General features: G+C 59.1%; 9 protein-coding genes and 2 tRNA genes. 1 reads left to right on the forward strand and 10 read right to left on the reverse strand.

Going from position 1 to position 15,385, the window contains the following annotated elements; translation table 11 throughout:
• Positions 1–164 precede the first annotated feature (164 nt).
• Positions 165–240, reverse strand: a tRNA-Ala gene (locus C1878_RS15965).
• A 129-nt stretch (positions 241–369) separates the two neighbouring features.
• Positions 370–446 (reverse strand) — tRNA-Ile (locus tag C1878_RS15970).
• 239 nt (positions 447–685) lie between these two features.
• Between C1878_RS15970 and C1878_RS15975 the strand changes: the two genes are divergently transcribed.
• Positions 686–1,189, forward strand: a complete 504-nt coding sequence (locus C1878_RS15975) for a bifunctional nuclease family protein (protein WP_114602560.1) — start codon at positions 686–688, stop codon at positions 1,187–1,189.
• A 16-nt stretch (positions 1,190–1,205) separates the two neighbouring features.
• Here C1878_RS15975 and C1878_RS15980 read toward each other — a convergent pair whose 3' ends face one another.
• From C1878_RS15980 to C1878_RS16015, 8 genes are all read right to left on the reverse strand, one after another.
• Positions 1,206–2,912 (reverse strand): MATE family efflux transporter, encoded by a 1,707-nt coding sequence (locus C1878_RS15980; RefSeq protein WP_241963794.1) that lies wholly within the window; start codon positions 2,910–2,912, stop codon positions 1,206–1,208.
• Between the two features lie 529 nt (positions 2,913–3,441).
• Complete coding sequence (gene gyrA / locus C1878_RS15985; RefSeq protein ID WP_114602561.1) at positions 3,442–6,207, reverse strand: DNA gyrase subunit A; 2,766 nt, start codon at positions 6,205–6,207, stop codon at positions 3,442–3,444.
• A gap of 12 nt (positions 6,208–6,219) precedes the next feature.
• A complete protein-coding gene (gene gyrB / locus C1878_RS15990; protein WP_199519367.1) occupies positions 6,220–8,190 on the reverse strand; it encodes a DNA topoisomerase (ATP-hydrolyzing) subunit B in 1,971 nt (656 codons plus the stop codon).
• A gap of 348 nt (positions 8,191–8,538) precedes the next feature.
• Entirely contained in the window at positions 8,539–9,159 is a 621-nt protein-coding gene (locus tag C1878_RS15995) for a phosphoadenosine phosphosulfate sulfotransferase (protein ID WP_114602563.1), read from the reverse strand.
• 5 nt (positions 9,160–9,164) lie between these two features.
• Positions 9,165–10,280 (reverse strand): DNA replication/repair protein RecF, encoded by a 1,116-nt coding sequence (locus tag C1878_RS16000; RefSeq protein WP_114602564.1) that lies wholly within the window; start codon positions 10,278–10,280, stop codon positions 9,165–9,167.
• Between the two features lie 32 nt (positions 10,281–10,312).
• A complete protein-coding gene (gene dnaN / locus C1878_RS16005; RefSeq protein WP_114602565.1) occupies positions 10,313–11,413 on the reverse strand; it encodes a DNA polymerase III subunit beta in 1,101 nt (366 codons plus the stop codon).
• A 532-nt stretch (positions 11,414–11,945) separates the two neighbouring features.
• Entirely contained in the window at positions 11,946–13,541 is a 1,596-nt protein-coding gene (dnaA, locus tag C1878_RS16010; protein ID WP_114602566.1) for a chromosomal replication initiator protein DnaA, read from the reverse strand.
• A 137-nt stretch (positions 13,542–13,678) separates the two neighbouring features.
• Positions 13,679–14,524 (reverse strand): ATP-binding protein, encoded by an 846-nt coding sequence (locus C1878_RS16015; RefSeq protein ID WP_167510339.1) that lies wholly within the window; start codon positions 14,522–14,524, stop codon positions 13,679–13,681.
• Between the last annotated feature and the right edge of the window lie 861 nt (positions 14,525–15,385).

Consider the following 15,385-nt stretch of genomic DNA (forward strand, 5'->3'; position numbering starts at 1 on the left):
GAAAACGAGCGTCGATTCAATGACACACCCGTCCGTGAGCGTTTGCGAGGTTGATATAGGAGAGCCCAGGCTGGAAATGATCCGGTCTGGGCCTTTATTGCATCTTGACAATGCTCTACTCATATTATAAAAAACGGACCCTTTCGCAGGATCCGTCTGATTGATGGTGGAGCATAGGGGGATCGAACCCCTGACCTACGGCTTGCAAAGCCGTCGCTCTCCCAGCTGAGCTAATGCCCCGTTCTTCATCGTATCGCGCTTTCGCCTCGGAAATGCGGCGGGCGAAAAGTGATACGGCACTTTCCCCGAGAAAATAATAAACGCTCCACCGGCTAACTCGGCTCACGGTGGAGCGTTTATCGCAAAAAATGGTGGGCCCGAATGGATTTGAACCAGCGACCTCACGCTTATCAGGCGTGCGCTCTAACCAACTGAGCTACGGGCCCGTAAAAAAAGTGCCTGAACACTGTAACCCACAATCAACGTTTTGGTCAAGCACTTTTTTACCAAGCATTTTCAAAAGGTCATCTGGGAATTTTTCCATTGGACTATAAGTGTAAAAACCGAAACGCGGCAAGACCGTCACATAGGGGAAACGCCTTCTTCGTCAACCGCCGCCGGGGCGAGCCAGCGGTATAATCGGTGCAACCGGTGAACCGGTCCCCTGACGCAGCGAGGAGCTTCCATGGTACCTGTGAACGTGCAAACCCTGATCGTCTCGGCCGCGCCGGCCCCCTCCATCGTCGTGCTGCAGCCGGTCGAGGAACCCACGCAGCCCGGCAAGTGCCGCATCGTGCCCATATGGGTGGGCGTGAACGAGGCGACCCAGCTGGGCATAGCCTTGGAGAAAGCTCGCTTCGCGCGACCTATGACGCACGACCTGTTTCTCGACGCCCTCACGAACCTCGACGCGCGGGTCGACCATGTGGTCATCAACGACGTGAAGGGCGCCATGTTCTTCTCGCGCCTGACCCTCAAGCAGCACGACCGCCTCATCGACTTGGACGCGCGCCCCTCGGACGCCATCGCGCTCGCCCTGCGCCAGCAAGCTCCCATCTACATCGAAGAGGACGTGCTCGAGAGGGCTTCGTTCCCCTACGTGTTCAAGAGCGCGCCGGACGAGGAAGAGGAGCTCGCCGACTTCCGATCGTTTTTGGAAGAGCTGGCACCCGAGGACTTCGAAGGGTAGCGTCGCCGAGCGGCATCTACCAAAACGAAGCGACGACGTCTTCCACGGCTGCGGAGGCGTTGTGGCCGTCGAGCGTCGTCGTGGCCACGAACGAAGGTGCGTTCACGCCCACTATCTCGCCCTGCTTCACGCCTGCCGGGGCGAAGGTTCCGCGGGGGGCGAGCACTTTGCCGGGAATCCCCTCCCATGCCGGTTGCTCCACGGCACCTTGAGCCGCCCCGTTCGAAATTCTTTCCGTTCCTCCTCTATCCAGTTTCCCTTTGTCGCCCTCCCCCATCGCACGGCGTTTCCACCCGCCCCGCGCGAACGTGAACATGAGGAACCCGGCGCGCAGCCATTCGTCGATGCACATGGCAATCCACATGCCCACGAGGCCCCAGCCCCAGCCGATGCCCAAAAGCCAGCCGCCGCCCACGGCGAACACCCACGAGAACGCCACGTTCACCGTCACCGGCGTGCGCACGTCGCCGAGCGCGATGAGGGCGCGAACCATCACGATGTTCAGGCTGCGGCCTATTCCCAGGAACACTTCCACCAGCATGATCTGGCGGCCGAGCTCGTGCACGAGCGGATCGGCCGTGAGCAGGCCCACCACCGCGTCGAAGTTCCACCACAGCGTGAGCGACACGGCCGTGGTCAGCACGGCCGCTATGAGATCGGCCATCCACACGCGTTTGCGCACCAGGTCGAACTTGCCCGCTCCGAACAGGTAGCCCAGCACGATCTGCGTGGCCTGCGACAGCGCGATGGAATACAGATAGGCGATGGATGCCAGCATGGAGCAGTACACCTTCACCGTGACCACCGTGGTGCCCAGCACGTTGATGAACGACAGGATGACGATCTGCGCCAAGTCGTAGTTCATCTGCTCGCCCGACGAGGGAACGCCTACGCCCAGCATATTCTTGAACGTTTTCCAGGGGAAAGGGCGCAGCAGACGAGGCGACGGGCGCACGTCGGTGTGCCGTAGCAGCAGGAACACGGCCAGCGCCAAACCCACTGCACGCGCGGCCACGTTCGCGGCGGCCGTCCCCTCCACGCCGAGCGCCGGGACGATGCCAGCCCCGTTCACCAGCACGAGGCACATGCCGATGTTGACGGCGTTCATAGCCAGGCTCGCCCCCATGACGTCTCCCACGCGCGCGAAGCTGCGCAGCAGCGCCGTGACGGCGAAGAACGCGCCTTGCATGATCGTGGTCGATCCCACGATGAGCAGGAACGACGACCCCATGGCATGCAGCGACGAATCGATATGCAACCAAGCGAAGAACTGCGGCCAGAACGCGAACAGCGCGACCGTCATAAGCGCTCCGAGCACCATGTTCACCACCAAGGCCACCGTGGCTATCTCCGATATCGTGCGCTTGGACGATGCGTTGCCCAGCACGCGCGTGACGAGCACGGTCGACGCCGTGCCCATGGCGGACAGCGCTATGGTGATGATGTTGAGTATCTGCAGCGCGTTGCCCACGGCGGCGGCGGGCTCGACGCCTTGCGGCGCCAGCATCATCTGGTTCACGTTGCCCACCATGATCTGCATGAACAGCTCCACGAACAAGGGGACGGACAGCATGAACACGTCGCCGGACGTGGTTTTGTCGGCCGGTGCTCGGCCGGCGCGCGCCTTCCTCGCCATGCCGGCGCGCCGTCCGGCGCTTTGGGCCTGCCCCCAGGCGCCCTGCGCGCACCCGATCGCTCCTTGGGCCAATGCGGTTATGGACACGGGCTCTCGCCCCCTTTCATACGAAGCGCCCGATTCCGACGGGCGCGGCAACGTTCGCGAAGCGTGCAGTATACGGCACGTCAACACCGTCGTGCCGGACGTGTAACCCGTCCACGATTTCCGCATTCATGAGTACGAACGTTCGCTAATTGGCAATGAAAAAGTTATTAATGACCAAATAAATAATTAATTAACAATTGCGATACGATCGCGGTATGTTTCACGTGAAACACTATCGGAATGGCGAAAGAGAGGGAGGTTTGCTACTGAAGGAGGAAGGGAGGAGGTGAAAAAGCAAAATAGGCAAAGGAGAGTTGAAAACGCTGTATGAAAAAAAATGCTCCATACAAAAAAGTTTGCCAAAAAGAATGAAGAAAAAAAAAGCGGCTTATTGCATGCAGGATCGTTTTTGCAAAATGAAAAAACGAATCGTTTTAATGGGAAGGGAAATCGTTGAGGGACATGAAAAAACGACGGGCCCTGATCGGGGCCCGTCGTTCGAGTCGGGTCAGATTGGACGGAATCGCTTCTACGACTCGTCGATCTCGTTCTCGGCGAGGTCTCCCTCTTCCGATTCGTCTTCAAGAAGGTCGATCTGCGACTCGTCGTCGGTGCCGGATTTGTCGCCGGAGCGCTTCTTCTTGCCGCGGCTCGATATGGCAACCGCCGTCACGCGATCCTTGTCCGCCACCTTCATCACGCAAACGCCCTGCGTCGAGCGGCCGAGCTCGGAGATGCCGAGCACCGGGGTGCGCACGACCACGCCCTCCTCGGACATGATCATGATCTCCTCGTCGGGCGCCACGATCTTCATGGCGGCCAGCAGGCCCTTCTTCTCCGTCATGGTGATGGTGAACACGCCCTGGCCGCCGCGATGGTGGTCGGGATACTCGCTCACGGGGGTGCGCTTGCCGTAACCCTTCTCGGTGATGACGAACAGCTCCGTGCCGGGCTTCGCAATCTCCATGCCCAGCACGCGGGCGATGGGGGGCACGTTCATGCCGCGGACGCCCATGGTGTCGCGACCCATGCCGCGCACCTCGCCCTCGTCCCACTTGATGGCCTTGCCGGCGCTCGACACCATGATAACCTTCTCGCCGGGAGCGACGCGCTTCACGGAGATGAGCTCGTCGTTGTCCTTCAGGTTGATGGCGATGAGGCCGTCGCGGCGCGTACGGTCGTACAGTTCCATGGACGTCTTCTTCACCATGCCGTGCGACGTGGCGAACATGAGGAACTCGTCGGCCGGGAAGTCCTTCGTGGCGATGACGGCAGAGATGGTCTCGCCCTTCGCCAGCGGCAGCAGGTTCACGATGGCCGTGCCGCGCGCATGGCGCGACGCCTCGGGCAACTCGTACACCTTCAAGCGGTACACCTTGCCGGCCGTTGAGAAGAACAGCATGTAGGCGTGCGTGGAAGCCACGAACAAGTGCTCCACGTAGTCGTTGTCCTTCAGGTTCACACCCTGCATGCCCTTGCCGCCGCGCTTCTGCTGGCGGTAGGTGGCCACGGGCAGGCGCTTCACGTAGCCGGCCTTCGTCACCGTCACCACCATGTTCTCGTCGGCGATGAGATCCTCCACGTCGATATCCTTGGCATCACCGGAGATCTTCGTGCGGCGGGCGTTGCCGTACTTCTTCTTGATCTCCAGGAGCTCTTCCTTGATGATGCCGCGCACAAGGTTCATATCGCCCAGCACGCGCTTGTAGTAATCGATCTTCTCGCGCAGCGCGGCCAATTCCTCTTCGATCTTGCCGCGCTCCAAGCCGGTCAGGCGGCGCAGCTTCATCTCGAGGATGGCGTCGGTCTGCTTCTTCGACAGCCCAAAGCGCTCGGTCAGGCGGGCGGACGCCACGGCGTCGGTGTCGGACGAGCGGATGATGCTGATGACCTCGTCGATGTTGTCGAGCGCGACGACCAAGCCTTCCAGGATGTGGGCGCGCTCCTCCGCCTTCGCCAACTCGTAACGCGTGCGGCGCACGACCACGTCTTCCTGGTGGGCGATGTAGTAGTGCAGCATCTCCTTGAGCGACAGCACGCGGGGCACGCCGTCCACCAGCGAAAGCATGATGGCGCCGAAACCCACCTGCAGCTGGGTGTGCTTGTACAGCTTGTTGAGCACCACCTGCGGGATGGCGTTCTGCTTGAGGTCGATGATGATGTCGATGCCGTGGCGGTCGGCGCCGTCGTGGATGTTGCTGATCTCGGGCAGCTTCTTGTCGCGCACGAGCTCGCCCAGCTTCTCCAACAGGCGCTGGCGGTTCACCATGTAGGGGATTTCCTTCACGATGATGGAGCTGCGGCCGTTCTTCTTCTCTTCGACCTCGCACTTCGCGCGCACGGTGAGCGAGCCGCGGCCCGTTTCGTATGCGTCGAGGATGCCCTTCTTGCCCATGATGATGCCGCCTGTGGGAAAGTCAGGCCCGGGCAGGGCCTTCATGAGGTCCTCGGTGGTCACGTCGGGGTCGTCCAACATCATGCACGTGGCGTCGATCGTCTCGCCCAAGTTGTGCGGCGGGATGTTGGTGGCCATGCCCACGGCGATGCCCTGCGAGCCGTTGACCAGCAGGTTGGGGAAGCGAGCCGGCAGCACGACGGGCTCTTCCAAGCTCTCGTCGTAGTTCGGCTGGAAGTCGACCGTCTCTTTGTCCAAGTCGCTCAGCAGCTCCATGGCCGCCTTGCCCAAGCGCGACTCGGTGTAACGCATGGCCGCCGCGCCGTCGCCGTCGATAGAGCCGAAGTTGCCGTGGCCGTCGACCAGCGGCACGCGCATGGAGAACGGCTGGGCCAAGCGCACCATGGTGTCGTACACGGCCGAATCGCCGTGCGGGTGGTACTTGCCGATGACGTCGCCCACGGTACGGGCCGACTTCATGTGCGGGCGCGAGGGCGTGTAGCCGCTCTCGTTCATGGCGTAGAGGATACGGCGGTGCACCGGCTTCAAGCCGTCGCGCACGTCCGGCAAGGCGCGGGCCACGATGACGCTCATGGAGTACTCCAAAAACGACGTCTGCATCTCCTTGCCCAGGTACGCCGTGCGGACGATGGTGCCGTTGCCGCCGTTGGCGCCTTCCACGATCTCGCCGTGCGCGCTCGGAAGGTCGTCCTTGATGAGCGCCTTCGCGCGCATTTCGTCGGATATCACCGAGCCAGGGGCGGAAAAACCTTCTTCCTCGCCCGCATCTTCGGCATCGGCGAGCGCGCCGTCCAGATCATCCTCTTCTGCACCCTCCGCGTCGTAGTCTTCCTCGGCGCGGTTCAGGAACTCGTCGAAAGAATCGTTGTTATCTGCCACTGAGATTCTCCTTTAAATATCGAGGAAGCGGACGTCGCGGGCATGTTTCTGGATGAACTCCTTGCGCGGTTCCACCTGGTCGCCCATGAGCTCGCTCACCACGCGCTCGGCCTCGGCGGCGTCGTCGATGTTCACCTGCAAAAGCGTGCGCGTCTCGGGCTCCATCGTGGTCTCCCACAGCTGGTCGGGGTCCATCTCGCCAAGGCCCTTGTAGCGCTGGACGTCGAACTTATCGGGATTGTCGTACTCCGCGAGCACGTTCCCGAGCGCGCCTTCGTCGTAGATGTAACGCTCGATCTTGGGACTGCGCGAGTTCTTCTTCTTCAGGCCGAAGATGGGAGGCTGCGCGATGTAGATGTAGCCGCGGTTTATGAGCTCGGGCATGTAGCGGTAGAAGAACGTGAGCAGCAGGCAGCGGATGTGGGCGCCGTCCACGTCGGCATCGGTCATGATGATGATGCGGTGGTAGCGCGCCTGGTCGGCGTCGAAATCGTCGCCGATGTTCGTGCCGATGGCCGTGATGAGCGAGCTGATGGTGTCGCTGGACAGCGAGCGATGCAAACCGGCGCGCTCCACGTTGAGGATCTTGCCGCGCAGCGGCAGGATGGCCTGCGTCTTGCGGTCGCGGGCCTGCTTGGCCGAGCCGCCTGCGGAGTCGCCCTCTACGATGAATATCTCGGAATCGGCGGGCGTCTTGCTGGAGCAGTCGGCCAGCTTGCCCGGCAGCGCGAACGAGTCGAGCACGCCCTTGCGGCGCGTCATCTCGCGGGCTTTGCGGGCGGCTTCGCGGGCCTTCAGCGCCTGCGTGGCTTTGTCGATGATGCGTTTGGCCGGCTTCGGGTTCTCCTCCAGGTACTCGGCGAGGCCCTGGGTCACGGCGTTCTGCACGAGCGGGCGGATCTCGGTGTTGCCAAGCTTCGTCTTCGTCTGCCCCTCGAACTGCGGGTCGTGCAGCTTCACGGACACGATGGCCGCGCAGCCTTCGCGCGTGTCGTCGCCGGAGAGGTTCGAGTCCTTCTCCTTGAGGATGCCCTTCGCACGGGCGTACTCGTTGATGGTGCGCGTGACGGCCTGCTTGAAGCCGTCGAGGTGCGTGCCGCCCTCGTGCGTGTTGATGTTGTTCGCGAACGCCATGACCGAGTTCGTGGAATAGGAGGACGACCACTGCATGGCCACCTCCACCGTGCCGTCCTCGTTCTCGGCCTCGAAGTAGATCGGCTTGTTCAGCGTCTCCTTGCCCTCGTTCAGGAACTTCACGAAGTCGACGATGCCGCCGGCGTATTGGAACACTTCGGTGCGCGGTTCGGGCGCCATGTCGGACAGCGGGCTGCCGGGGTTCGCGCGCTCGTCGTGCAGGACGATCTTCAGCCCTTTGTTCAGGAACGCCATCTCGCGGAAGCGGTTGGCCAGCGTGTCGTAATCGTACACGGTGGTGTCGGTGAATATCTCGGAATCGGGCCAGAACGTCACCGTCGTGCCGTTGCCGCGCTTGACCTTGCCCACTTCGCGCAGCTTCTCGGCCGTCTTGCCGTGGTCGAAGGAGATGTCGTACTGCACGCCCTCCTTGAACACGCTCACCTCGACGCGCGAGGAAAGGGCGTTCACCACCGACACGCCCACGCCGTGCAGGCCGCCGGACACCTTGTATCCCTCGCCGCCGAACTTGCCGCCGGCGTGCAGGATGGTGAGGACGACCTCGACCGTGGGGATCTTCTCTTTGGGATGCTTGTCCACCGGGATGCCGCGACCGTTGTCGTCGACGGTGATGGAGTTGTCCGGGTGTATCCACACCTCGATCTTGTCGCAGTAGCCGGCAAGGGCCTCGTCGACCGCGTTGTCGACGACCTCGTACACCAGGTGGTGCAGGCCGCGCGGGCCGGTCGAGCCGATGTACATGCCCGGACGCTTGCGGACCGCTTCCAGGCCCTCGAGGACCTGGATGTCAGAACCGTCGTAATGGTCAGGTTTGTTTACCACTGACATGCTCCTTTTTCAGTGCGTTTTCGTGAGAACGCGCCTGTTTCCCTGTAAGACGAGCAGGGACGGCGCGACCGTCGCGCAGCGCCTCGGACCGACCGTCGAGACACGCCGGCCGAACGTTATGGCGACAACTGGAAAATTGTATCATAACAGGGGTACGGTACCAACAGTTTTAACCTCTTTTAGAGGCTTTCAGAAAGCGTATAAGGGGAGAAAAAGTGAATGTGTGGTAATTTTGTCGAAAACGTCGCTTTTGAACGCAACGGGTTTCCATACAACCGTTATAGGGGCCGATATCGACATGAAAGCGGTTAACGAACCTGAAACCGCTGGAAAAGTGAGAGAAAACGCTTAAAACGCGTCCTCGGACCCCTTCCCTTCTTCACGATGGGCCGCCTCGGCCAACATGGCGCGGTAGAGGGCCCGGCGCACGGCGGGATCCTCCACTTGAGCCGCCCGTTTGTGGACGGCGGCCAACTCGTCTTCCGTCAGAGCGCGCGACGTTCGGGTTGGGCGGACGAACGAACGGTCCGACGTGCCCGTACGCGCCGCTTCGTCGCGAAAAGGATGGCGGTTCTTCATATCGCGCGTGGAGGGGAGTATCTTCAGGGCCTCCACGTCCTCGCCCTGCTCTTTGAACTTCATCTTGAGAAGCTCTTGGCGGTTGTCCAACTCCGATCGGACCATGCTGTCGTCGCAGTACACGGCTAGAACCTTGCCCGCCACGACCCCCTGCGTCTCGCTGCGAGGACGGTCGAAGCGGCGCAGGTTGCCCCCCTGCTCTCCCGACATCACGTACACGCTGTTCGTATGGTCGAGCACCAATGCGGCGGAATCCCCCCCGAACACGGCGCCCACGGCGTTCTTCCATAAATCGTTCACCTCGGCGTAGCGCAGCGCTTCGGCGCCGCCAGGGTTCTTCTCCTCCAAAACGGCCTTGAGTTGGTCGAGGCTCGCCTTCAGCTTCTTCATCGCCCTCACTCCCCTTCCAAGGGCAGACGAACCACGCGGGCTCGTGCCAGCAGCCCTTCGTCGAAGTAAGACAGGTTCGTCGTGGTGATGAACGTCTGGATGTCGCCCTCGATGAACGACACGAGCGCATTGCGGCGGCCGGCGTCGAGCTCGCTCATAACGTCGTCGAGCAGCAGCACCGGTTTTTGGCCGAGCATCTCGCGGATAAGCGAAGCCTCGGCCAGCTTGAAAGCCAACACGATCGAGCGCTGCTGACCCTGGCTGCCGTACAAGGCGGCGTTGCGGCCCCCGATGAAGAACTCCACGTGGTCGGCATGGGGTCCCACGAGCGCCCGTTTGCGGGCACGCTCGTCGTCCCTGCGGCGTGTCAGCTGCGCTTGGAGGCGGTCGCGCGCCTCGTCGCGGCCGAACGAGTAGGTGGCCGCCGCCGACGGGTCATGTTCCTCCCACGAAGGAACGTAGCACAGGTCCATGTCCTCGCGGCCATCGGCTATGGTCGCGTAATAGGACCGCACGACCGGCGCCAGCTTCTCGAACAGGGCCGAACGGTAGCAGGCAAGCTGCGCCCCGCATGTGACGAGCGTCTCGTCGATGCTGGCCACCAAATCGTTCGAAGCCTCTTCCTTCAGAAGACGGTTCTTGTAGCGGACCACTTTCTCGTAGTCCTTCTTGATCACGTAATGGTTCGCCGACAGCTGGGAACCCAACGCGTCGAGCGCGGCGCGCTTCACCGCCGACGACCCCTTCACGAGCTCCAAATCGTCCGGCGTGAAGGCGACGGAAGGAACGAGCCCCTTCAGATCGGCCGTGCGCTTCCCCTTCCCGTTGAGAAGGTACCGCTTCTTGCCGTCGCTCACTTGCAGGGAAAGGGCGAGCGCGCGGCTGCCGTCCCCTACGTCCGCATCGAGGCGCGCGAAGTCGGCGCTTTGGCGAACGATCTGCTCGAGCGCCGGATGGCGAAACGACTGGAGCGCCGTGAGCAGCTGGATGCCCTCTACGACGTTCGTTTTCCCCACGGCGTTCGGGCCCACGAGCACCGTCAAAGAACCTAGGTCGGACAGATCGAAGCGGTCGTAGTTCCTGAAGTTCCGAAACGATATGCGTTCTATGCGCAGGTCCATGGACTCGGGGGCGTGAAGGGGCGGAAGCCGCCTTACGCGATGCGCACCGGCATGACGAGGTACAGGAAGTTTTCAGGCTCGGCCGCTTTGAAGATGCCCGGTTTGAGCGACGACTGGACCTCGAGGAAGACCTCGTCGGTTCCCACGGCGGCCAGGCCGTCAAGCAGGTACGCGTAGTTGAAGGCGATCTCCACGTCCTCCCCTTCGCCGGAGCAGGAGATGGTTTCCTGGGCCGATCCCACGTCTTGGGCGACGGAAGACAGCTGCGTGGTTTGGGACGCTATGTTTATGTCGAACCTCACAGGCGACGATGCCTGGCCCAGCAGAGAGGCGCGCTTGACGCCGGCCACGAGGTGCTCGACCGGCATGCTCACCCGCGTGTTGTAGGAATCGGGAAGCAGCTGCCGATAATTCGGGAAGTTCCCTTCGATGCGGCGGTTCACGAACACCGTATCCTGGTAGGTCACGACGATCTGGTTCTCGGCCAGCGCGAACGAGACGGGATCGTCGGTTTTGGGCAGCGCGGCTATGTCCTGCAGGAACGTGCCGGCTATGACGGCCTGGAATTCCTCGGCGGCCGGCTCGGCGATCTCGGCCTCGGTGATGGCCAGGCGATACGAATCGGTGGCCACCATCTTGAGATGCTGATCCTCTATCGTGATGAGAACGCCGGTGAGGATGGCCCTGCTTTCGTCCTTCGACACGACGCGAGCCACACGGCGCACCATGGAAGAGAACTGGGCGAAGGGAATGTCGACCTTCTGGGTGACGTCCACGTGGGGGAACCCGGGGAAATCCTCGGGGTTAAGCGCCTTGATGGAGAACGAGGCCGTGTCGCAGGTGATGACGGCCGATTCGTCGTCGGCCTCAACATGCACGGCCGCGTCGGGAAGGTTCTTCACGATGTCGGCGAACAGCTTGCCGGGAACCACGGCCTTGCCGGGCTCCTCCACCAGCGCCGCCACCGTGTACTGCACCGACAGTTCGAGGTCGGTCGTCTGCAGCGTGAGGGAGTCGTTTTTGACGTCGAGGAACACGCCGGAGAGGATGGGAAGCGTGGAACGCGTGGCCACGCCTTTGAGCACCACGCTGAGAGCGTTTTGCAGCTCCGATTGGTTTATGCTGAATTTCAAAGCATCCCTTTCTCTCGAATGCTGCCCAGGCAGCTCCGTCCAGTATGTCAAACATCGCGCATGGACGCGACGCCATTATAAATTCTCCCGTATATTTTGCGTCCCTCGATAACGCTCTCTTTGAAAAGGTCTTGCAGGTGAAGAATCAACCGGGTTTTCCGTCCGACTGTCTTTCCCTATCCTTGTTTTAAGGTCTTCCTTTAATTAACTAAGGTTTTAATAATCATAATAATAAGGACGGTGGATTTGTGGATAACTGACATTCACCCACGTCAACGTTGCTTTTTATTACCGTTTGGAACGTTTAGATCATGCACCGTCCCTCAACAGGTTTTATCGCTTTCATTATCTTTCCCATGCAAACCTATGGTTTTCACCAAGTTGCCAGTCATCTTTCAGTCATGTTTCCGCCGAACGCCCGTTTGGTTCCTTTTCAAACTAACTCTTTGTTTCCTCGTCTTTCGTTTCTTCGTTCGGTCGATGTTTCACGTGAAACATCTCATCGACGCGTGTCTGATAGGCTCAACAACGGTTATATTTCCCTGATGAGCTGTTTCAGCGTTTCCAATTCTTCGCGCAACTCGCGACTTTCCTTCATCTTCTCCTCCACGTTCGTCACCGAATACATGACGGTGGAGTGATCTCGGTTGAACTTCTTTCCTATGTCGTTGAACGGCAGGTCGAGCATCTGGCGCGAAAGGTAGATGGCTATTTGCCGTGCGTAGATGATGTTGCGCGTGCGCTTCTTCCCCACGAGGTCGGCGTGACTCACCTTGTAGAACGTCTCGACTTCTTTTTGGATGTCGGCGATGGTCAGCCTCTTCGACGGCCCTCCTGAGAAGTGGTTCTCCAACAGGCTGCGCACGTCGTCCAGACTCAAGTCGGGCTGGTTGAAGAAGGTCATCTGGTATATGACCTTCGTGACGGCGCTTTTGAGCTCTCGAATGTTGGAGCTGGAGCTTTCCGCGATGTACATCTGTATGTCGTCGGGTATAGCGAAGTTGGCCTTGCCCTCGTTGTCCTTGTACTCTTCCACGAAGCTCTTCACGATTCCCAGCTTCGTTTCGATCTCGGGCGGCTGGATGTCGAACGTGCCGCCGGAATTGAAGCGGCTCTTGTAACGCTCGTCGATGTCGATGTTCTTCGGCGCGCGGTCGGCCGAGAGCACCACTTGGCGTCCCTGCCCGGTGAGCTTGTTGAATATCTGGAAGACGATGTCGAGCGTCTGCTTCTTTCCCTGCAGGTACTGAACGTCGTCGATGAGCAGCACGTCGGCTTCCTCATAGCGCGTCTTGAAGTTCTTGTAGCTTGATTTCTCCTTGTCGTGCGCCGCGCTCGCCTCCATATAGTCGGACAACAGCTCCGCCGAGTCCACGTAGATGGTGGAGAGGTTCGGCATGGTCTCGTGCACGTAGTTTTGGATGGCTCTCAACAGGTGCGTTTTCCCGAGGCCCGATTTGCCGTAGATGAACAAAGGGTTCAAATGCGCTTTTCCCGGCATTTCCGCCACGGCGACCGCCATGGAGTAGGCCATGCGGTTCGAATCGCCGATAACGAAGTTCTCGAACGTGAGCGTGGAGGTGGGCCCGTCGGGCCCTTCCCCGCCCTCATCATCTTCGTATGCGTTGAAGGGATTTGAGAAGTCTTCCCGTCGATCGACGGATGCGGCGGTTTGGCGGAGAGCGGCTGAACCATCGCGGGTCGATCTCCCTTCGACGCCGTCGTCGGAGATGTTTTGCGCAGTCGCGCCTATGGGCTTGCTGGGCACGGTTTGGCCGAGCGGCGCCCGGGTTTCGTAGGAAGGGTTCGTTGCGGGCGTTTCCACGCGGTTTTCCACGTTCGATTGGTTTCCGTTTGAATTCTCCGCGGTTATATCGACTTCGATGACCACGGTGTACGCCGTATGGTACAGATCCATGAGAGCCTGCTTTATGAAATCGACGTAATGGCGCTCGATCCAGGTCTTGATGAAGTCGTTGTCGGCCGTGAGCATGAGGAAGTCTTCGCTCATAGCCTGGGGCTGCAGGCGCGAGAAGAAGGCGTTTATCTGAGAAGGGTCTATATTGTTGTAGCTTTTAACCTGGTCGCATACGGCGCGCCAGACCTGTTCGAGCTTTTCGCTTTCCATGATGTTCCCCTCGTGCCGAGGTCTTCCTTGCCGTGCCTAAGAAGGTCGCCGCTCGCAGCGGGCGTCGATCGGCTTTCACGCCGCGTCCGTGCAGACCGATCTCTCTTCATAAGGCGGTGCTTGTCTCTTGATGGCGATTATAGCGAATTCGCTACGTTGAAACCCAGATCGGTCAGAATACGCTTTTGTCCGATCGTTTTCTCTATCAATCCCGCTTCTTCCAGCTTCGAGAGGGTCACGTACGTGCTCGATTGCGGCACGCCGGTGAGCCGCGAGAGGTCGGTGACCCCCAAGGCGCCTTCGCTGAGGAAGATGGGGAGGAAGTCGCGTTCGCGTTGGGACAGAGGGGGAACGAGGGGCGAGGACTGCGCTCCCTGTCCGTTGATCCTGCGCCCTGTTTGCGGACGCGGTTCCCGGAAGGACGATGGGGAGAAGGTCACATCCTGGTCGGTATTGTTTTTAAGGCTGATGGTGACGACCGCGCCGGTCCCCAGGTTGTCTTCGATGGATATGGTGCCGTGGGAGAAGTCCAGGTACTCCTTCACGATGGGAAGTCCCGATCCGACGCCGCGTATGTAGTGCTTCATCGGCTCGACGGCCGAAGTGAAACCCGGGAGCTGGGCTTTGTCTTTTTGGACGATACCGGGGCCCTGGTCCGCGAATCGAATCGTGTTCCCGTCGTCGAGTATGGAGACGATGATCTCCGCGAATCGAGCGTGAATGAAGTTTTCGGATACCTCTCGGATAACCGTGTAGGGTATCGTTCCTCCGGCCATCTTGGCCTGTTCGTAGATTTTCGAGGCAAGTTGTTCGATGAATTCAGCCGTCGGTGCCGGCTGTATCTCCGTTATGCGCGGAGCGCTGCGCAAATCGTCGTACTGCGCGATGCGCGCAATGGTCTGCACGTAGGTATAATCGAACGAACCCGTATTTCCACCTGCGGATTCATCGCTATGACTTGAATGTTCAATCTGGTCGTTCAATGGTATTCCGTTTTTCAGATTCGATATTCAACATTTTTCAAAGACATTCAGCTGCATTGTACCGTTTTTTATCCCATGAATCTATTCACCTGCGGAATTCATGAGTTGAATTTACCAACATTCATCTATCTATGAATTTGAAACCTATAAAGACGAGGTCTTTTCAAAGTTTTCAACATTTTATTCAGAAAAAGTGGAAAAGGCTAAAAGGGATTGAACGAATAGCGGTGGGAAACGTTGAAAAATGGAGCTGTTGTTGAAATTTTCATTGACTTTTACGGGAAATCAGTTTTCCCAGATAGTGTTTGAAGGCGATACTGGGAGGTGTCGATTTGATGCGTAAAACATTACGAAGTGAAAAGCATTGAAAATATTTCTTTAATTATAAATCGTAAAATCCCTGTTCAAAGCAATGTTTACTAAAAGTGGAAATCAAAATGGCTGATAGGGGCTTTGTAAACTTCTTTTAAACGCACTCTTGACAAACGCACTTAGTTGGAGATTTCCACAATGCTTTTCGAATGAAATCTCAGTTTTCCCCATTTTCCACAATTTGAGCTGTCTTTTCCTAACGGTTTCTTTTCGGATTATCCGATAATCCGCGCATTATGCGCTGCAGCACGTGTTTTGACCCGAATGATGCAAAAAGAAATTCAGCAAAGTGAACGAGTGTTCCTTCTTTTAGTGGAAAACAGGTGCTCAAGGAAATTTGTTCGAGCGGGTGCAAATGAATTGGTTGCGGCATCATGTCGGTTTGAGTCCCGGCTTTTTTAAGGAGAACGCTTCCTTGCCTGTTTGAAAAAGCTTGACGCCACGGCAACATGATATATACTTTGGAGGTTGCTCTTGAAAGTATTGAAA

The organism is Gordonibacter sp. 28C, from assembly GCF_003339845.1.
Lineage (GTDB): Bacteria > Actinomycetota > Coriobacteriia > Coriobacteriales > Eggerthellaceae > Gordonibacter.